This window comes from uncultured Oscillibacter sp. (assembly GCF_947654275.1).
In the GTDB taxonomy this organism is placed as follows: Bacteria; Bacillota; Clostridia; order Oscillospirales; family Oscillospiraceae; genus Oscillibacter.
Genome location: NZ_CANTJS010000014.1, coordinates 25,872 through 44,503, shown reverse-complemented (window position 1 = coordinate 44,503; position 18,632 = coordinate 25,872). Strand labels below are relative to the sequence as shown.

The window sequence follows — 18,632 nt, the reverse complement described above, 5'->3', positions numbered from 1 at the left end:
GGCGTCGAGTTACTTCCTGCTCTCGGCCACGGCAACCGCCACGGCAACCGTTGCGCCTACCATGGGGTTGTTGCCCATACCCAGGAAGCCCATCATCTCCACGTGCGCGGGGACGGAGCTGGACCCGGCAAACTGGGCATCGGAGTGCATCCGGCCCATGGTGTCGGTCATGCCATAGCTGGCGGGGCCGGCGGCCATGTTGTCGGGATGCAGGGTGCGGCCGGTGCCGCCGCCGGAGGCCACAGAGAAGTATTTCTTGCCCTGCTCCACACACTCCTTCTTATAGGTGCCGGCCACGGGATGCTGGAACCGGGTGGGGTTGGTGGAGTTGCCGGTGATGCTGACGTCCACGCCCTCCAGGTGCATGATGGCCACGCCCTCCCGGACGTCGTCCGCGCCGTAGCAGCGGACATTGGCCCGCTCTCCCTCGCTGTAGCGGGTTTCCTTGACCACCTTCACCTCGCCGGTGCCGTAGTCAAACTGGGTCTGCACATAGGTGAAGCCGTTGATCCGGCTGATAATCTGAGCGGCGTCCTTGCCCAGGCCGTTGAGGATGACCCGCAGGGGCTCCTTCCGGGCCTTGTTGGCGTTGCGGACGATGCCGATGGCGCCCTCGGCGGCGGCAAAGGACTCGTGGCCCGCCAGGAAGGCGAAGCATTTGGTCTCGTCCCGCAGCAGCATGGCGCCCAGGTTTCCGTGGCCCAGGCCCACCTTGCGGTCGTCGGCCACGGAGCCGGAGATGCAGAAGGCCTGGAGACCCTCGCCAATGGCCTCGGCGGCCTCGGCGGCGGTGGCAACGTTCTTCTTCAGAGCGATGGCCGCGCCTACGCAGTAGGCCCAGCAGGCGTTCTCAAAGCAGATGGGCTGAATGCCCTTGACGATGTCATAGGGGTCGAAGCCGGCGGCCTGGCAGATTTCCCGGCACTCCTCCACGCTCTTGATTCCGTACTGAGACAGGACGGAATTGATTTTCTCGATTCTTCTTTCGTAGCTTTCAAACAGAGCCATTGTCAATTCCTCCTTTTCTTATTCGTGACGGGGGTCAACGTACTTGGCGGCCCCCTCAAACTGGCCATAGCAGCCCTTGGCCTTTTCCAGGGCGTCATTGGCGTCGGTACCCTTTTTGATGGCGTCCATCATTTTGCCCAGGTTCACAAACTCATAGCCGATGATTTCGTCGTCCTTGTTCAAAGCGATGCGGGTGACATAGCCCTCGGCCATTTCCAGGTAACGGGGACCCTTGGCCTTGGTGCCGAACATGGTGCCCACCTGGCTGCGCAGGCCCTTGCCCAGATCCTCCAGGGACGCGCCGATGGGCAGGCCGCCCTCGGAGAACGCGGTCTGCGTCCGGCCATAGACAATCTGAAGGAACAGCTCCCGCATGGCGGTGTTGATGGCGTCGCACACCAGGTCGGTGTTCAGAGCCTCCAGCAGGGTCTTGCCGATGAGGATCTCGCTGGCCATGGCGGCGGAGTGGGTCATGCCGGAGCAGCCCAGGGTCTCTACCAGAGCCTCTTCAATGATGCCGTCCTTGACGTTCAGGGTCAGCTTGCAGGCGCCCTGCTGGGGGGCGCACCAGCCCACGCCGTGAGTGAGGCCGGAAATATCCTTGATTTCCTTGGCCTGGACCCACTTGCCCTCCTCGGGTATGGGGGCGGGACCATGGTACGCGCCCTTGGCGACGGGGCACATGTTCTGCACTTCGGTGGAATAGATCATAGTCGTCCAATCCTTTCCTGTTTGTATTCGTTCGAAGGGCTTGCGTGAGGCCCTCCGGGGCTTTCGAACGGCCTTATTATATCGGTAAACGATTACCTTGTCAAGCGGACAGTCCTCTCTGTCAGAATTTTTATGCTTTCCCTTAAAAGAAAACCCGGAGACCGGCACAGAGGTCCGTCTCCGGGTTCTGAGGATTCAGGAATTACTTATACAGCTCCGGCTTCTCCATGGTCTCCACCTTCAGGAACTGAGAGGTGCCCCGGGAGGCGTTCAGCGCGTCGCCGGCCACGCAGGCCACATAGCCGTCCCAGCTGGAGGGGCCGGTGAGCTTGCCGGCGTGGACGGACTCCACCCACTGGCAGAACTCGATGTCATAGGCCTCGATGAAGCGCTCCTTCCAGTCGGTCATGATAGGCATGGACTCGGCGGGATTCAGGCTGTCCCAGCCGGCGGGGCGGGAGCGGCGGACCACGGCGTAGGGGTCGGGCAGCTTTACGGTGCCGTTCTCGCAGACCACCTCGCACTGAATGTCATAGCCGTAGCCGTCGGCCACCTGGACCTCCACGTCGATGAAGCAGCCCTTCTTGGTCCGCATCAGCATGACCTGGGGGTTGTCATAGCCCTTGTCGGAGTTGGCGGACTGACGGACCTTGACGCACTGGACGTCCTCATACTCGTCGTCCAGCAGCCAGCGGCAGATGTCCAGCTCGTGGATGGCCACGTTGGTGACGCCGTTCTCGGTCTTGAAGCCCGGGCCCTGGGCCACGTTCCGGTGGCAGGCCTTAATCACCAGGGGAGCGCCGATCTCGCCGGAGTCGATGATGCGCTTCATCTCCGCATAGCCCCGGTCATAGTGGCGCATGAAGCCCACCTGAACCAGCCGCTTGCCGATGGCCAGCTCCCGGTTGATGATCTCCTCGCAGTCCTTGGCATTCTGGCTCAGGGGCTTCTCGCAGAAGCACCATTTTTCCTCGGCCAGGGTCTTCATGACATAGTCGTGATGGGTGGGGTCAATGGAGGTGATGACCACGGCCTCCACGTCGGGGTCTTTAATCATTCCGTCGCAGTCATTGCCATAGGACTTGATGCCGTATTTGGCGGCGGTCTCATCGGCAGCAGCGGCCACGTAGTCGGAGACGGCCACCACGGTGGCGCCGGGGACGGTCTCGATGATGCGGCGGCAGTGGTCCTTGCCGATAGCGCCGCAGCCGATGATGCCGATTTTCAGAACTTTGTCCATGATAATCAACCTTCCTTTAATTTAGTAGTCAAAGATGATTTTTCTACAGGCGGGGCACCGGGAAACCGTGATAAACGGAGGCTGAAGCGGTCCGTTCGACTGCCCGAGGGCCTCGTTTCTGGCTTTGGGATTGAATGGTACGCCAGCGAAGCAGGGTTTACGATCATAGTGGATTCCGTGTGTGCTTTGCAGCACGCCGTTTTCCATTTCCGCGCCGCAGAAGGGGCAGTCCATGGATCAGTATTTCCGGGCCTCGTCCCGGCCGGCCTTGACGCCCTCCCAGGCCTTCCGGACGCTCTCCTTCTCGGACACGTCGGCCAGGCCCACGTTCCACCAGGATTCATAGCCGTCGGTCATGGTCTTGGGAATGACCTTCAGGTCGAAGAGGCAGGCCACGGTCTGTTTCTTGGCGTCCTCCAGGGCGGCCTCCAGCTCGGCAATGGTCCGGCAGGTGTAGCTCTTCAGGCCGTAGCCCTCGCCGATTTTGGCATAGTCCACGGGAATCAGGTCCCCGGTGGGCTTCTTGCCGTCGGTGTAGCGGAACTCGGTGGCCAGGCTTCCGATGCCGTGGTTCATTTCCAGATTGTTGATGCAGCCGAATCCGCAGTTGTCGAAAATCAGGATATTGACCTTCTGTTTTTCCTGCTGGATGGTCATAATCTCGCTGTGGAGCATCTGGAAGCTGGAGTCGCCCACCACGCAGTAAACCTCGTTCTCAGGCTCGGCAAACTTCACGCCCAGGGTGGCGGCCACCTCGTAGCCCATGCAGGAATAGCCGTACTCGGCGTGATACCCGCCCCGCTTGTCGGTGGTCCACATCCGCTGCATGCAGCTGGGCAGGGAGCCGCCGGCGGTGATGATGGTGGCGTCCTTGTCGATGACCCGCCGGATGGCCGCCAGAGCGGCGGTCTGGGTGATCTTGCCGTTGGTCAGCTTCACAAACTCGGGCACCGTCCGGGGGTCCCGGGCCTTGATGATGGGATCGAAGTCATCTCCGGTGTACTCGATGGAGCCAAGGCGCTCCATCTCCTTGGCCCACACGGCCTTGGCCTCGGCAATCTCGTTGGTGTAGGCGGACTTCCAGCCCCTGGCCCGGAGCTTTTCCGCCAGAGCCTGGACGGTGACCTTCGCGTCGCCGATGGCCTTCACCGCGTCCATTTTATAGGCGTGGAACCGGCAGTTGTTGATGGTGACGAACTTCACGCCCTCATGCTGATAGAGCCGCTTGGAGCTGGTGGTGAAGTCGCTGAGGCGGGAGCCGATGGCGATGACCACGTCGGCATCCTTGGCAATATGGTTGGAGGCATAGGTGCCCGTGACGCCGATGCCGCCCAGGCACATGGAATGGCTGGACACGCAGGCGCTCTTGCCCGCCTGGGTCTCACCGAAGGGAATGTTGAACTCCTGACAGAAGTTCTCCACGGCCTCGCCTGCGCCGGAGTAGCGCACGCCGCCGCCCACAATCACCAGGGGCTTTTTGGCGCCGGCGATGACCGCGGCGATGTCCTCCAGCTCCTCTTCCACGGCCACGGGCCGGGTGATGCGGTGGACCCGCTTTTCAAAGAAGTAGGTGGGGAAGTCATAGCTCTCGCCCTCCACGTCCTGGGGCAGGGCGATGCAGCAGGCGCCGGTCTCGGCGGGGTCGGTGAGAACCCGCATGGCGTTGATGAGGGCGGTCATGACCTGCTCGGGCCGGGTGACGCGGTCCCAGTACTTGCAGACGGGCTTGAAGGCGTCGTTGGTGGAGACGGCCAGGCTGCTGCTCTGCTCCAGCTGCTGGAGCACGGGGTCCGGCTGGCGGGAGGCGAAGGTGTCCGCCGGGAAGACCAGCAGGGGGATGTTGTTCACCGTGGCGGTGGCGCAGGCAGTGACCATGTTGGCCGCGCCGGGGCCCACGGAGGAGGCGCAGGCGATGATGCGCTTGCGGCAGTTCTGCTTGGCGAAGGCAATGGCCACGTGGCACATGCCCTGCTCGTTCCGGCCCTGCATCACCCGCAGGGAGCCGGGATTGGTGTCCAGAGCCTCGCCCAGGCCCACGGCGATGCCGTGGCCGAAGATGGTGAAGAAGCCCTCCACGAATTTGGTCTCCACGCCGTCCATGGAGACATACTGATTGTCCAGGAATTTCACGATGGCCTGGGCCGTGGTTAAGCGAATGGTGTCCATTGGAAAAACCTCCCTTTAAATTAGGAATCGGAAATGAGGCAGGATCAGCCCTGATAGATATGGTCGTTGGCGTCGGGCTTCCAGAGCCAGGCGTGCTCCTCGTCGTCGATGCGGGTTTTCAGCCAGGGGTCTCCCTCCAGATGCCGGATGCCCCAGGCGTAGCACATGGCATAGCCCGGCGCGGCGGTCTGGGAGTGGAAGCCGCTGGTGATGACCGCCAAACCGTTGTGCCCGGTCTGATAGATCTCGCCGTTGGCGAAGCCCGCGCCGAATCCGTGGGGATAATCGAAGCGGTAGAAATAGACCTCCGGCTGAGGATGGTGATGGGGCGGATAGGAGGACCACTTGCCCGGGTGGTTCAGCACCTCCCCCAGGACCATGTTGGAAAAGGGGGCGTTGTCATGGTCGAAGAAGGTCTTGATCTCCCGCTCCATGCAGCCCAGCAGCTCGCCGCTGCAGCCGGCGTGCTGGGTCTGGACGGTGTCGGGGGTGTACATGACAGCCTCAAAGGGCTTTTCGTTGAGGGTCTTCTGGATGTACAGCTCACTGTGGGCCCTAGCTGTGAGGGTAATTTTCTCCCCCCGGCCCGCCAGAAGGCAGTAGGCCTCGTGGTGGAAGCAGTCGGGACGCTCGGCCTCCACGGTCTTCCCCGCCCAGGCATACGTCACGCTGCCGGCGAAGAGCAGCACGGCGATTTCCTTTTCCGCCTCTTCAAAGGTAAAGGCGTCGCCAGCCTCCATCACCAGCAGACCCACGTCCATCTGAGTGCCCATATCGTCCGCCGCGGCGTCGATGTAGGCGTTATAGCCCTGCTGGAGTTCATTGTTTTTGCTGAAATAGGTCATTGGAATCATCTCCCAAATAAATTTCGGTAGGAAAGGCTCCATCATGCCGCCCCTTTTGAAAAAAGAGGGAGGGCAGAGGGTGCGGCACAGGGGCCGGGCTCTGTCCCGGCCCCCGGCGGAGAGGGCGGAGTCCCCTCTTTACCTTAAAGTCCCGTGTGCTCGCGGATGTACTTCCGGCCCTTCATGGCGTACTCCAGGGGATTGGCCTTGGAGGGGTCCTGCTCGGCCTCCACCAGCAGCCAGCCCTGATAGCCGGCGTCGGAGAGCACCTTGAACACGGGGTCGAAGTCCACATTGCCGTCGCCGGGGACGGTAAACGCGCCGTTGCGCACGGACTGGAGGAAGCTCCAGTTGTTCTTCCGGGCCTCTTCCACCACGGGCAGCCGCATGTCCTTCAGATGGACGTGGCCCACCCGGTCCACATATTTCTTCAGCATGGTCAGGGGGTCCTCGCCGGCGAAGGTGAAATGACCGGTGTCATAGCACAGGAACACATACCGGGGGTCGGTGTTGGCCATCATGCGGTCCGTTTCCTCGCTGGTCTGGACCACGGTGCCCATGTGGTGATGGAAGCAGAGCTTGAAGCCCCGGTCGGCGGCGATTTTGCCCAGCTTGTTCAGCCCGTCGCAGAAGCGGTCCCACTCCGCGTCGTCCATCACGTGTTTGTGGCCTCCGGTGAGGACGGGGGTGTCCATTTTGCCCTGAATGGAATAGCTCTGCTCACTGACGTTGATACGGTTGGCGCCCACGGCGGACAGGAAATCCAGGTTGGCGATGAAATCCTTCTCCTCTTCCTCAAAGGGGCGGGTCAGAATAAAGGAGGAATACCAGCGGCTGGCAATGCGCATCCCCCGCAGGTCCAGAGCCTTTTTCAGCTCGGCGGGGTCGGAAGGATACTTGTTGCCGATTTCGCAGCCGGTGAAGCCCGCCAGGGCCATTTCGCTGACGATCTGCTGGAAGGTGTTCTCAGCGCCCAGCTCCGGCATGTCGTCGTTGCACCAGCCAATGGGCGCAATGCCAAGGTTTACAGTTTTGGGATCAAACATGGTGATCAGACCTCCTTGAAAAATAACGGCTTGCGGGCCAATGCCCCGGTCCCGTGCCGGGCCCGGGAAAAAGGTCCTGTCTGTTTATACAAAAACGCAGAGGCGCATCACTGCGTAAGCGTTTTCGTCACATAAAAATTAACATTGTCCGGAGAAAAATGCAATGGTTTTTCCCACAGGCTCAGAAATTTTTCCGATTTTGCCAAAGGCCCTCGGCCTTTTTTTATGGTTATGACAGAAGGGCTCCGGTTTTTCCGTTAAACCTGCGTGCCTGAACGGCGGAGGGCCCAGCCGCCTGCCGGGAGCTCCCAAAATACGGGAAAAATCACCACCAGTCCACCCAGCCGGCGCCGCTGGCCCCTGGGGCGAAGGGTTCGGGAAAGGCGTCGGAGGCCTCCATCTCCGCCCGGATGGCGGCGGAGAGGTCCTCCACCGTGTCCGGGCCGTAATCCGCGAAGGAACGGCTGTTCATCAGGATGGCCCCCACACGGCACATGTCGTTCAGGTTGGCCTCCTGAATCTCCTCGGTCTGGGAGGAGCAGCAGTCCGTCAGCACCACGGTGTTGTACTCCAGGGCGATGGCGTCGTAGCAGGTGGTCCGGACGCAGTTGGGGGTGGTGGTGCCCGCCAGAATCACCGTCTGTACATCCAGCCGCCGGAGAATCAGGTCCAGCTCCGTCTGGAAGAAGGCGCTCCAGCGGGGCTTGATGATGGTGTAGTCCCCCGGCTGAGGACGAAGGGCCTCCGGGGCCTGGGCGCTGTTAAAGCCCTGAGAGGCCGGCGTGCAGGCATGGCCGCCGGCCTTCCAGGCGGCGTAGCGGGTCAGCTCCACGTCGCTGCCGTCGGAGCGGTAAATCCGCTTGACGAAGAACACGGGGATGCCCTTGCTCCGGGCCAGATCCAGGGCGCGGGCGCAGGCGGGAACGGTGGCCAGGGCCCCCTGGATGCAGTGACCTCCCCGGGGGTCCACAAAGCCGTTTTCCATGTCGATGAGGATAAAGGCGGAACGGGTAGGGTTGGGCTTCATGATAAAGCTCCTTTCGTTCGTTAGGAATCGGGTATCAATCAGGAATGAGGAGTTAGGAATTAGGAATTACTGAAACATGGGGAAAATTTCCTAATTACTCATTTCTAATTCCTCATTCTGTCAGTAGGTGAAGGGCACGCCCCGGCAAATCAGGTCCGCCAGGAGCAGTCCCGTGCCTGTCATGCCGACGCCGGGAGCCAGCAGGGTTTCCCCCTTCCGGTCCAGCAGCCGGCAGCCGGATACAGGCCCGATGCCGGTGACGGCGGTTCGGATACGGACGGCGGCCACGTCGTCAAAGGAGCAGTCCGTCACCCGGCCCCGCCCGTCCCGGCGGCGGATACGGTCCCCGATGACCTCAATCCGCTCCATGCGGACCCAGGCGATTCCCAGCACGGCCAGCAGAACAAAGGGCGCCAGGCACAGGGCTTCCACCCGCGCCCCATCGGAAAACGCCAGGGCGGCCACGGCCAGGGCAAACACCAGCAGCGCGGCAAAAATCACGGCGAAGGCCCCGGCATAGGCAAGCCGGTACCAGCCCGGCACCGCCGCCGGCAGCTCCAAAGCCTGCTCCTCCCTCCGGGGACCGGGGGACAGCAGGGGCGGCGGAACCTCCGGCATCCCGCCGGCCCGCTCCACGAACAGCGCCCGGCGGCTCCGCAGGTCCGCCAGCAGGATGTCCAGCCCCTCCATGGTCACGTACAGGCGGCACAGCTCCCGGCCCTCCCGGTCCCGGAGAACCAGGGTCTGCCGGCCCTGACGGGCCTGAACCGCCCTGATATCAGAGAATGTAAAGGTCTTGTCCCTCTGCCGCCAGCGGCGGAGGGTCAGGGTCTCGCCGTCCACCGTCAGGCTCTCCCGGCGTCTTTTCACCGCCAGCAGGGGACAGATGAGGGCCAGCCCCGCCAGCAGCAGCACCGCAGTCAGCGCCGCCGCCAGAAGACCCAGCAGGAACACCACCCCCTTCCAGCCGTCGAAGAGGAACAGCACATGCCAGAGCCCCACCGCCGCAGCCGCCCCCAGAACGACAATCAGGCAGTATCCTGCCAGAAGAACGGCCAGAGGGGACAGCAGAATCCACACCACCCGCTCCGCCCGGGAGTGCCGCACCTCGTAGCAGGCCGGGATGTAAACCGTAAACCTATACCGCCGCAGACTGTCTTTTTCCCTTTGGAGCATCAACACACCCCCTGCAATGAGGAATGAGGAATGATGAGTTAGGAATTAAAAAACCGAAATGACGGAAAAATTCCTAATTCCTCATTCCTGATTCCTAATTTTTGAAAAGCTGTGTACGCGGAACGATATCCGGACCGTCAGCCGCTCCAGGGCCTCCAGCCGCTCCGCTCCGGCCCTGGGGGTCTTCCAGGCATAGGGCGTCATATGGAACAGGTTCCGGATGTCCTCCCGGCTCTCCAGGGTGACCGCCCCCTCCACCGGCACAATCTCCCGGTAGGCGAAGCCCTCATAAGGGGTTTCCTTCTCCTCGTTGGGATAGGGCCGGTCGTAAAGGACCTGCTTCAGCTCCCAGAGGTGAAGGGGCCCGGGAACCACGTACAAAAAGGCTCCCCCGGGCCTCAAAACCCGGTGAAACTCCTCCAGGGCAAGGGGTGAAAAGCAGTTCAGCAGTACATCCACAGACCCATCCGCCAGAGGCAGGCGATAGGAGGAGGCCACGGCGAATTCCGCCTCCTTCGCCCGTTTCGCGGCGGTCCGAAGGGCCAGCTTGGAGATGTCCGTCCCCGCCGCCCGGGGCCGCTTTCCGCCTGCCGCAAGAGCCTGGAGAATGCCGGCGGTATACCAGCCTTCGCCGCAGCCGGCGTCCAGAATCACCGGACATTCGCCGGAAAGGGACATGATTTGACAACAGAGGGTATCCAGCAGCGGCCGGTAATACCCTTTGGACAGGAATTCCCGCCGGGCGGACACCATATCCCGGTCGTCGCCGGGGCTGGCGGAGTGCTTTTGATTGGGGGGCAGCAGGTGGACATAGCCCTCCTTCGCCCGGTCGAAGCTGTGACCATTGGGGCAGCGGTATGTATGCGCCTCCCGCTCCAGAGGGCCGGCGCAGAGAGGACAGCGGAACAGGCTCACAGGCCCTCGCCCCCTTCCATCATGTTATGGATTCAAGTCCCGTTTCCCGGACGGCCTCGAGTCCGCGGACGGACTGCCGCGGCGTCCTCGAAAAACGGCTCATTTCTTCAGGGATTTCCGGTCTCCGCTTCCCGTCACGTCGTTGATCCACTTCCCGCTGCGGATGCGCCAGAAGCAGAAGGGGACCTTCACAAGGCAGTCCAGCTGAATGGCCAGGGCAATGGGCCAGCAGCCTGTTTTCAGCACCAGCGCGGTCAGGGCCGTCACCGGCAGGCAGACAAGCCACTGCGGAGCGATGTCCAGCACCGTGGACCAGACCACGTCCCCGCCGGCCCGGAGGATGCCGGTGACGGCGGAGATGGCGCAGGCGTGGGCGGGAATCCCGGCGAAGGCCGTCACCGCCAGGGCGGCGGCAATGGCGGCGGACTCCCCCTGAAGCTTGAACATGGGGAAGATGAAGGGGATAAAGACCGCGGGCACCAGAATCAAAGAGACCAGGGCCAGCACGCCGCCAACCAGAACGGTGAACCAGATCAGCGTATCGCTCAGGGCCATGACCTTCTCCCGGCTCTGGCCCTCACCGATGGCCTTGCCCATGATGACCGCCGTGGCGGCCCCCAGGCCAAAGCACACCACCAGGAACAGCCGGTTCAGGTTGCCCATGACGGCGTTGGCCGCCAGCATCTCCACGGAGTTGTCCGTATATCCCAGAATGACCGTGAGCAGGGAGTTCCCCAGACCCCAGACGGCCTCGTTGAGGACCACCGGAGAGGCGTATTTCAAAAAGCGCAGCGCCATGTCCCGCCCCGGCCGGAAAAAGCCCGCCAGGTCCAGAGGAATCAGCCTGCTCCGCAGGGCGCAGACGGCGCAGATCAGAAACTCGCTGACACGGGCCAGCAGCGTGGCAATGGCCGCCCCGGCCACCCCCAGAGCGGGGAAGCCGCCGTGGCCGAAAATCAGCAGATAGTTCAGCCCCGTATTCAAAATGGTGGAAAAGCCAAAGAGCTTCATGCCGAATGTTGGATTCTCCACCGACCGCATGGCGCTGGCATAGATGGAGGAGAGCATATTGAACACGAAGGCAAAGCCGATGATTCTAAGATAGGGCGCGCCCAGGAGGCTCAGGTCGTGGCGGTTGCTCAGCAGGTCCATCACCTCCACGGGGAAGCAGAAGAACACGACTGCCGGTATCAGGGTGATGGCCCCGCCGATGATGGAGGCTACCCCCAGGGCCCGGCTGATGCTTTGCGTGTCCCCCCTGCCCCAATACTGGCTCACCAGGATGCCCAGGCCGCTCTGGACGCCGAAAATGGTGCTGGTGAGGATAAACACCGGCACGTTGGCGCTGGTCACAGCCGCCATCTCCTCGTTGCCCAGCTGGCTGACCATGAAGGTGTCGATCAGCCCCAGGGAAAAGGTGATGAGGTTTTGCAGAATCATAGGCAGGGAGAGCTTGAAGAGCCGTTTGTAAAAGCCCGGCTCACGGCGGAGGGAAGTGAACATAACATACCTCTTTATGTCAGAGTGGAGAGTGAAGAGTGGAGAGTGAAGATAAGGGGCAACGGGCAAAGCAACCGGCCTTCATCTCCGCTCTCCTCTCTCAACTTTTTTTCAGAGTGGAGAGTGAAGAGTGGAGAGTGAAGATAAGGAACAACGAGCAAAGCAGCCGGCTTTCATCTCCGCTCTCCTCTCTCAACTTTTTTCAGAGTGGAGAGTGAAGATACGGGACAGCGGGCAAAGCAACCGGCTTTTATCTCCACTCTCCTCTCTCAACTTTTTTCAGAGCGGAGAGTGAAGAGTGGAGAGTGAAGATATGGGACAACGGGCAAAGCAGCCGGCTTTCATCTCCACTCTCCTCTCTCAACTCTCAACTCTACTCACAGCATGGGCATCCTCGTATCATGGTGCCGCCGGAGGGCCTGGGCACAGGCGTCGATCTCCTCCACCGCCGTCTCCGGGCCGAAGCTGATCCGGATCACCCCGGAGGCCGTCCGCTTCGGCAGCTTCAGGGCGGCAACGACGTGGCTGGGCTTCCCCTGGTGGCAGGCGGACCCGGCGGAAACGCAGATGCCCTGACTGCCCAGGTCGTTGACAATATTCTGGCTGGGCCAGCCCACGAGAGAGACCGGCAGAATATGAGGGGCCCCGCCGGCGCCGATGATCTGTAAATCAGGAATACTTGACAGCGCCTCGACGGCATGGGCTTTCAGGGCCTGAAGGTGCTCCCGGTCCCTCTGGCGGGTCTCCATGCGCAGCTCCGCCGCCCTGGCGAAGCCGGCAATCTGGGCCGTGGCCTCGGTGCCCGCCCGGAGGCCGGATTCCTGCCCGCCGCCGGGCAGGAGGGGCCGGGGATTTTTCACCCGGGGGCCGATGTACAGGGCCCCGACGCCCTTGGGACCGCCGATCTTATGGGCGGAAACGCTGACAAAATCCGCCCCCAGATTCCTGGCGGAGAAGGCCAGAAAGCCCTGAACCGCGTCGGTGTGGAGAAGGGTTTTGGGATTCTTCGCCCCCAGGCCCCGGGCGATCTCCCCGATGGGGAAGACGGTTCCCAGCTCGTTGTTCACCATCATGACGGAAACCACAGCCGTGTCGGGGCGCACCGCCTCCAGCACCTGGGCGGCAGTGATGTTCCCCTCTCCGTCCGGGGCAAGGCGGGTCACTTCACAGCCCTCCTGCTCCAATTGCCTGCAGCACTCCAGCACGGCGCTGTGCTCCACCGCCGTGGTGACGATGTGCCGTCCCATGTGGCGGTTCTGCCACACGGCGGCCCGGATGGCCCAGTTGTCTCCCTCGGTGCCGCAGGAGGTGAAAAAGAGCCGTTCCGGCGGGCAGTCCATGGCGGCGGCCACGATTTTCCGCCAGCCCTCCACCCGTTTTTTCATCTCCAGCCCGGCGGGATACTGGGAGCTGGGATTGCCGTGCTGCCCGGCCAGCACCTCATACATGGCGTCGGCCACGGCCCTGGGCACCGGCGCGGTGGCGGCATAGTCCAAATAAATCACGGAGCGCTCCTTTCCTCTTGCCCTGGGGCAGAAATACAGGTATAATAATGGGGGCCGGTTTCGGCTGTGTACATCCCATGTCAGTCAAAGTCCATCTATTATATAAAGGATTGTCCAAAAGCGCAAGACCCAAAGCAGAAAAACAGCCAACAAACCGGAAGGAGGCGGCCCGCCATGTTTCAGTCCGCGTTTCCCCGGGCGCTGGAGCGGGACGCCGCCGCTTTGGAAGAGCGGCTGGAGCTTCGGAGCCTCTGCCCTACGGGGCGTTTCATGACCGCTGAGGCGCTTTGCTCCTGGCGTCTCCCCGGCGGCGAGACCCTCCGCTTTCCCTACCGGGTCTATCTGCCGGATTCTCCGGACGCCGCCGGGCTGCCGCCGGTTCAGGCCGCCATGCTTCACTGCCTCTTCTCCCGGAGCTGTGACGGCTATGTCCGCCAGCGGCACATTCAGGCCCTTCTGGACGGGGAGCCGCCGGAGTGGGCCCTGCCCTATGTCGTGGAAATCTGCGGCGAATATGTTGTCCAGATTCTGGAACTGGTGTACAGCCGCCTCCGGGACCGGGACACGGCGGCCTATGCGGAGCTGTGCCTCCTGAATCTCCCCCGTTTTTTATATGTCCACGCCCGCATGGTAAGTTATAGCCAGCGCAGTTGAAAAGAATCCGGAGGATTCTTTTCAAGGAACCGCCTCGGCGGTTCGGGCCGCAGGGCGGCCCTGTGCGCTTGACTTCATAGAAAACGCACGCGCCTCGCGCGTCAGCGGGCCAATGCCCCGCTGACTGAAAAAGCGCTCTGTGCTTTTTCAGCTGCGTTTACTATATTGGAATGAATATTACAGATGGGGCGATTGCCGCCAGTACCGGAGGTATGTGGGGCGGGCCCTGTTCAGGCAGTGCTTCGGCTGCACCCGTTCCCTGGAACGGGCACGGCCCTGACATCATCAAGGAAATGAGGAACGAATCCCCATGAGAGTTGCCATTTACACCCTGGGCTGCAAGGTGAATCAGTACGAGACCCAGGCCATGGAACGGGAGCTGCAGGCCCGGGGCCACGAGATCACGGACTTCGGCCAGGAGGCCGACGCCTATGTGGTCAACACCTGCTCCGTCACCGCCGTCAGCGACCAGAAATCCCGGCAGATTGTCCGCCGCATCCGCAGGGAGCACCCGGAGGCCATTGTAGCCGTGTGCGGCTGTTACACCCAGACCCACGCCGGAGAGGCCCGGACCCTGGGCGCAGACGTGCTGGGGGGCTCCGGAGACCGGATGGGCTTCCTCCACCTGCTGGAGCGGGCGGCGGAGGCCCGGGCGGCGGCGAACAGCCCCCGGCAGGAGGCGGAGGCTTCCGGGACGTCCCCGGAACCCGGAGCCCTGGAGTCCTTCGACTCCCCCTTTGCCCGCCGCCACATTGAATGGCTCCCCGCCGGCGGGATGGAGGGCCGGACCCGGGCCCTTTTGAAGGTAGAGGACGGCTGCACCAATTTCTGCTCCTACTGCATCATCCCCTATGCTAGGGGGCCGGTGCGGTCCCTGTCTATGGAGGAGGCGGCGGTTCAGGCGGCGGAGCTGAAGAACCGGGGCTATCAGGAAATCGTTCTCACCGGCATCGAGATTTCCTCCTGGGGCCGGGACCTGGGCCCGGGGCTGACCCTTATGGACCTGCTGGAGACCCTCAGCGCCGCCGTCCCCGGCGTGCGTCTCCGGCTGGGCAGTCTGGAGCCCAGAACCGTCACGCCGGCCTTCTGCCGCCGGGCGTCCGTGCTGCCGGACCTGTGCCATCAGTTCCACCTGTCCCTGCAAAGCGGGTGCGACGCCACCCTGAAGCGGATGAACCGGAAGTACGACACCGTCCGGTATTTCGAGTCCGTGGAGCTGCTGAATCAGACCTTCCGCCGTCCCGCCGTCACCACGGACCTGATTACCGGTTTTCCCGGCGAGACTGAGGAGGAATTCGAGGAAACCCTGGCCTTTCTCCGGAAATGCGGCTTTGCCCGGATTCACGTCTTCCCCTACTCCGTCCGGCCCGGAACCCCGGCGGCGGACCTGGAGCAGATTCCGGTTCCCGTCCGGGAGGAGCGGGCCCGCCGGGCCGGAGCCGTGGCGGCGGAGCTGCGCCGGGCCTATCTGGAGGGCTGTGTGGGCGAGGTCCATTCCGTCCTCTTCGAGCAGCCCAAAGCGGGAGGCTTCTTCGGCCACGCCGGGAACTACGCCGGGGTCCTTGTGCCGGCGGAGGGGCGGGACCTGCATAATCAAATCAAAAACGTCCGGATTACCGGCGTTGGCGACAGCATATTATTGGGAGAAATTGAGGAGGAAGCGACATGAGCGGATACGGCGGACAGGAAAAAGAGCTGGAGAAGACAGCCGTCCCCGATGGAGAGGGCGGAATGGGAACCGCCGCCCCGGAGGAGGAGGACGGCATGGAGACCGCCGTCCCGGACCAGGACTGCGGACAGGAGACCGCCGCTTCTGAGGAGCAGGCGGAAAAGAAGGGCGGCGAAAAAATCTCCGGCAGGAAAGCGGGGCTTCCCAAAACCGGCCGGATGCAGAAGAGCCACTTTTTCGCCTATATTTCCCGGATGCGCTTCATTCAGCGCTGGGCCCTGATGCGCAACACCGCTCCGGAGAACGTCCAGGAGCACAGCCACCAGGTGGCCGTCCTGGCCCACGCTCTGGCGGTGATCCGCAGGGAGGTCTTTCTGGGGGAGGCGGCCCCCAGCGCCGTGGCGGCGGCGGCCCTGTTCCACGACGCCAGCGAAATTCTCACCGGGGATATGCCCACCCCCATCAAATATGACAACCCCACCATCCGCAGCGCCTATCAGGACGTGGAGGCGGTGGCGGACCGGAAGCTGCTGAACATGCTGCCGGAGGATCTCCGGAGCTGGTACGTCCCCCTTCTGACAGAGGTAGACCCGGAGACGGAGGTCCTGGTGAAGGCGGCAGACAAGCTCTCCGCCCACATCAAGTGCCTGGAGGAGCTGAAGGCCGGCAACACCGAGTTCCGGGAGGCCGCCGCCCAGACCCGCCGGGCTCTGGAGGCCATGGCGCTGCCGGAAGTGGATTATTTCCTGGAGGTCTTTCTGGACAGCTTTTCCCTGACCCTGGACGAGCTGAAATAAGAGAGTTGAGAGTGAAGAGACAAGAGTGGAGATTTTTGGGTTCAGCCGGGAACTTTTCTCCGTTTTCTCCGTCATAACAAACAACAGAGAGTCAGCGGCGGAGGCAAAGAGGCCCACCGGACAGTCTCCGCACTCTCAACTCTACACAGGAGGGATGATTATGAAACGCATGCTTTCCCTGCTTTTGACCGCCTCGCTTATGGCGGCTCTGGCCCTGCCCGCCGCCGCGGCAGAGGACGACACCCAGGCCCGCCTGGCCAGGGTGACCCAGGCGGTGAAAACCGTGCTGGATCTGGACACCGACGCATATGAGGCGTTCAGCGGCGACTGCTATGAGGAGCTGGTCCCCATCTGGACGCTGCGGTGGACCGGCGGGAAGGACGGCGAGAACCTGACGGTGGAGGCTCTGGAGGACGGCACCGTCATCCAGTACCAGCTCAACGGCAACATCGCCGTCCCCGTCGCCCGGAGCGGAGACTTCCCCGTCTTCCCGGCGGAGGAGGAGCAGGCAAACGCCCGGGAAACGGCGAAGGCCTTTTTGAGCAAGGTCCTGGACCCCATGGAGCAAGCGGAGCTGGAGACGCCCCAGGGAGCCGGCCAGCTGAACAGCTCCGGCATCCGCTTTTCCGGCACGCTGCTGTTAAACGGCCTGCCCTCTCCCCTGAGCTACAGCATCCGCGTGAATGACGGCCGGGTGACCAGCTTCCGGCGGGACGCCCGGCAGACCACCTTCCTGGGCTCTGTCCCCGGCAATGAGGCCGGCGTCTCCCAAGCCCAGGCCGCCGGGGCCCTGAAACAGACGCTGGGGCTGAAACTGGAATACGTCCTGGACGAGGACGGCGCCGCCGTGCTCCGCTACGTGCCGGAGGCGGACCTGCACACCTTCTATGCCGGCGCCGACACCGGGGACCTCATCGACCTGACGGAGCTGCGGGAGAAGATGCGCCGCCGCCTCGCCTCCGCCGCCGGCGGCATGGCCGAGGACGCCGCGGCAGACGTCCCCATGACCACGGAAAACGGCAGCGCAAAATCCCTCTCCGCCGCCGAGCTGGCGGGGGTGGAAAAGCTGAAGGGCGTCCGCCCCGCCGAAGAGCTGGACAAAGCCCTCCGGGCCCTCTCCGGCCTCGGCCTCCAGGGCTGGACCCTCTCTTCCTCCTCCTACACGCTGGAGAAGGAGGACGAAACGGAGGCCGTCCTCTGCACCCTGCGCTACCGCCGCGGCGCGGAAAAAGATGTCTCTACCCGCACCGTCACCGTGGACGCCCGCACCGGCGAAATCCGGCGGGTTTACTCCTCCGCCCCCTGGGGCCGGGAGGCGAAACTGACGGCAGACCAGGCCCAGGAAAAGGCCCTGACCTTTTTGAAGGCCATTGCGCCGGACCGGACGGAGGCCCTGGCACTCTACGACAGCGAGGACCAGACCGCCGACGGCTCCCCCAGCTATAGCTTCACCTTTGCCCGGAGGGTCAACGGCTGCTTCTTCCCCGCCAATGCCTACAGCGTGGACATCGACTCTGCGGACGGCTCCGTACACCGTTTTTACCGGACCTGGGACGAGGACCTGACCTTCCCCTCCCCCGAGGGCGTCATCTCCGAAAGCGCCGCCCTGGACGCCTGGATGGGTACCTATGACACCGTCCTGGCCTACCGGCTGGTTCCCCAGAAGATGGACGAAGCCGACCCCCTCCAGGCCAGGGCCATCCGGCAGGGCATGGACTACTTCCACGTCCTCCGCCTGACCTATGCCCTGGAGCGGGAGGAGGCCTGCCTGGGCGTCGACGCCAGGAGCGGAAAGCCCGTATTCCAGAAGTACCCCGACCGTTCCGACATCTCCTACAGCGACCTTTCCGGCAGTACCTGGCAGGCGGACATTGAAAAGCTGGCCCGGTACGGCGTGGGCTATGACGGCGGCGTGTTCCGCCCCGGCAAGACCCTGACCCAGTGGGACCTGATCTGCCTGCTGGGGAGCCTGCGGTTCTGGCGGATGGACCCGGAGACCGCCACCGGGGAGGAACGGGACGCCCTCTATTCCGACGCCTACGCCCGGGGCCTGCTGACCCCGGCGGAGCGGGCCGACGACGCCCCCGTTACCCGTGCCGAGCTGGTAAAGCTGCTGCTGGACGACGCGGACTATGGTCCCGCCGCCCGCCTCAGCGGCATCTACACGGTAAGCTACACCGACAAGGACAGCATCCCCGCCTCCGGGCTGGGCTATGCCGCCATGGCCCAGGCCCTGGGCATGGCCAGGGGGACCTATCACGGGACCCGGACCGCCAGCCGGGGCGAAGCCGCCTTCATGCTCTGCCGCCTGCTGGAGCGGGCGGTCTGATATAGTCAGCACAGTTGAAAATCGGCAGATACCGATTTTCAAAC

General features: G+C 63.1%; 16 protein-coding genes. 4 read left to right on the top strand and 12 right to left on the bottom strand.

Annotated elements, in window-relative coordinates; translation table 11 throughout:
- Positions 1-9: 9 nt before the first annotated feature.
- The 12 genes from Q0063_RS05540 to Q0063_RS05490 form a co-directional block, all read right to left on the bottom strand.
- Entirely contained in the window at positions 10-1,008 is a 999-nt protein-coding gene (locus Q0063_RS05540) for a GGGtGRT protein (protein WP_297870982.1), read from the bottom strand.
- A gap of 18 nt (positions 1,009-1,026) precedes the next feature.
- A complete protein-coding gene (locus Q0063_RS05535) occupies positions 1,027-1,719 on the bottom strand; it encodes an iron-sulfur cluster assembly scaffold protein (RefSeq protein WP_297870981.1) in 693 nt (230 codons plus the stop codon).
- Between the two features lie 202 nt (positions 1,720-1,921).
- The gene (locus Q0063_RS05530; RefSeq protein WP_297870980.1) at positions 1,922-2,959 is read right to left on the bottom strand and encodes a Gfo/Idh/MocA family protein; all 1,038 of its coding nucleotides are present in this window, start codon (positions 2,957-2,959) and stop codon (positions 1,922-1,924) included.
- 21 nt (positions 2,960-2,980) lie between these two features.
- Complete coding sequence (locus Q0063_RS14710; RefSeq protein WP_367180338.1) at positions 2,981-3,193, bottom strand: PF20097 family protein; 213 nt, start codon at positions 3,191-3,193, stop codon at positions 2,981-2,983.
- 3 nt (positions 3,194-3,196) lie between these two features.
- The gene (gene iolD, locus Q0063_RS05525; protein WP_297870979.1) at positions 3,197-5,125 is read right to left on the bottom strand and encodes a 3D-(3,5/4)-trihydroxycyclohexane-1,2-dione acylhydrolase (decyclizing); all 1,929 of its coding nucleotides are present in this window, start codon (positions 5,123-5,125) and stop codon (positions 3,197-3,199) included.
- A gap of 44 nt (positions 5,126-5,169) precedes the next feature.
- Entirely contained in the window at positions 5,170-5,970 is an 801-nt protein-coding gene (locus Q0063_RS05520; RefSeq protein WP_297870978.1) for a 5-deoxy-glucuronate isomerase, read from the bottom strand.
- 143 nt (positions 5,971-6,113) lie between these two features.
- Positions 6,114-7,016, bottom strand: coding sequence for a myo-inosose-2 dehydratase (gene iolE, locus Q0063_RS05515; protein WP_297870977.1), 903 nt, complete (start codon positions 7,014-7,016; stop codon positions 6,114-6,116).
- 325 nt (positions 7,017-7,341) lie between these two features.
- Entirely contained in the window at positions 7,342-8,043 is a 702-nt protein-coding gene (locus Q0063_RS05510) for a cysteine hydrolase family protein (RefSeq protein ID WP_297870976.1), read from the bottom strand.
- Positions 8,044-8,163: 120 nt separating this feature from the next.
- A complete protein-coding gene (locus Q0063_RS05505) occupies positions 8,164-9,219 on the bottom strand; it encodes a hypothetical protein (protein ID WP_297870975.1) in 1,056 nt (351 codons plus the stop codon).
- A gap of 81 nt (positions 9,220-9,300) precedes the next feature.
- Positions 9,301-10,134, bottom strand: a complete 834-nt coding sequence (locus Q0063_RS05500; protein ID WP_297870974.1) for a putative RNA methyltransferase — start codon at positions 10,132-10,134, stop codon at positions 9,301-9,303.
- A 99-nt stretch (positions 10,135-10,233) separates the two neighbouring features.
- Positions 10,234-11,637 carry an MATE family efflux transporter gene (locus tag Q0063_RS05495; RefSeq protein ID WP_297870973.1) on the bottom strand — a complete coding sequence of 468 codons (1,404 nt, stop codon included), beginning with the start codon at positions 11,635-11,637 and terminating at the stop codon, positions 10,234-10,236.
- Between the two features lie 374 nt (positions 11,638-12,011).
- Complete coding sequence (locus Q0063_RS05490) at positions 12,012-13,139, bottom strand: cysteine desulfurase family protein (protein WP_297870972.1); 1,128 nt, start codon at positions 13,137-13,139, stop codon at positions 12,012-12,014.
- A gap of 174 nt (positions 13,140-13,313) precedes the next feature.
- Here Q0063_RS05490 and Q0063_RS05485 point away from each other — a divergent pair, with 174 nt between their 5' ends.
- The 4 genes from Q0063_RS05485 to Q0063_RS05470 all read left to right on the top strand — a co-directional run bounded on the left by Q0063_RS05485 (position 13,314) and on the right by Q0063_RS05470 (position 18,588).
- Positions 13,314-13,793, top strand: a complete 480-nt coding sequence (locus tag Q0063_RS05485) for a hypothetical protein (protein WP_297870971.1) — start codon at positions 13,314-13,316, stop codon at positions 13,791-13,793.
- A 310-nt stretch (positions 13,794-14,103) separates the two neighbouring features.
- A complete protein-coding gene (gene mtaB, locus Q0063_RS05480; protein WP_297870970.1) occupies positions 14,104-15,462 on the top strand; it encodes a tRNA (N(6)-L-threonylcarbamoyladenosine(37)-C(2))-methylthiotransferase MtaB in 1,359 nt (452 codons plus the stop codon).
- A gap of 218 nt (positions 15,463-15,680) precedes the next feature.
- Positions 15,681-16,259: a 5'-deoxynucleotidase gene (yfbR, locus tag Q0063_RS05475; RefSeq protein WP_297870994.1), complete on the top strand. Its 579-nt coding sequence runs from the start codon at positions 15,681-15,683 to the stop codon at positions 16,257-16,259.
- A gap of 160 nt (positions 16,260-16,419) precedes the next feature.
- The gene (locus tag Q0063_RS05470; protein WP_297870969.1) at positions 16,420-18,588 is read left to right on the top strand and encodes an S-layer homology domain-containing protein; all 2,169 of its coding nucleotides are present in this window, start codon (positions 16,420-16,422) and stop codon (positions 18,586-18,588) included.
- The last annotated feature ends 44 nt before the right edge of the window (positions 18,589-18,632 follow it).

Excerpts from the sequence above, each read along its gene's own strand:
- Q0063_RS05540 (WP_297870982.1), bottom strand. The coding sequence starts at position 1,008 with ATGGCTCTGTTTGAAAGCTACGAAAGAAGAATCGAGAAAATCAATTCC.
- Q0063_RS05535 (WP_297870981.1), bottom strand. The coding sequence starts at position 1,719 with ATGATCTATTCCACCGAAGTGCAGAACATGTGCCCCGTCGCCAAGGGC.
- Q0063_RS05530 (WP_297870980.1), bottom strand. The coding sequence starts at position 2,959 with ATGGACAAAGTTCTGAAAATCGGCATCATCGGCTGCGGCGCTATCGGC.
- Q0063_RS14710 (WP_367180338.1), bottom strand. The coding sequence starts at position 3,193 with ATGGACTGCCCCTTCTGCGGCGCGGAAATGGAAAACGGCGTGCTGCAA.
- iolD (WP_297870979.1), bottom strand. The coding sequence starts at position 5,125 with ATGGACACCATTCGCTTAACCACGGCCCAGGCCATCGTGAAATTCCTG.
- Q0063_RS05520 (WP_297870978.1), bottom strand. The coding sequence starts at position 5,970 with ATGACCTATTTCAGCAAAAACAATGAACTCCAGCAGGGCTATAACGCC.
- iolE (WP_297870977.1), bottom strand. The coding sequence starts at position 7,016 with ATGTTTGATCCCAAAACTGTAAACCTTGGCATTGCGCCCATTGGCTGG.
- Q0063_RS05510 (WP_297870976.1), bottom strand. The coding sequence starts at position 8,043 with ATGAAGCCCAACCCTACCCGTTCCGCCTTTATCCTCATCGACATGGAA.
- Q0063_RS05505 (WP_297870975.1), bottom strand. The coding sequence starts at position 9,219 with ATGCTCCAAAGGGAAAAAGACAGTCTGCGGCGGTATAGGTTTACGGTT.
- Q0063_RS05495 (WP_297870973.1), bottom strand. The coding sequence starts at position 11,637 with ATGTTCACTTCCCTCCGCCGTGAGCCGGGCTTTTACAAACGGCTCTTC.
- Q0063_RS05485 (WP_297870971.1), top strand. The coding sequence starts at position 13,314 with ATGTTTCAGTCCGCGTTTCCCCGGGCGCTGGAGCGGGACGCCGCCGCT.
- mtaB (WP_297870970.1), top strand. The coding sequence starts at position 14,104 with ATGAGAGTTGCCATTTACACCCTGGGCTGCAAGGTGAATCAGTACGAG.
- yfbR (WP_297870994.1), top strand. The coding sequence starts at position 15,681 with ATGCAGAAGAGCCACTTTTTCGCCTATATTTCCCGGATGCGCTTCATT.
- Q0063_RS05470 (WP_297870969.1), top strand. The coding sequence starts at position 16,420 with ATGAAACGCATGCTTTCCCTGCTTTTGACCGCCTCGCTTATGGCGGCT.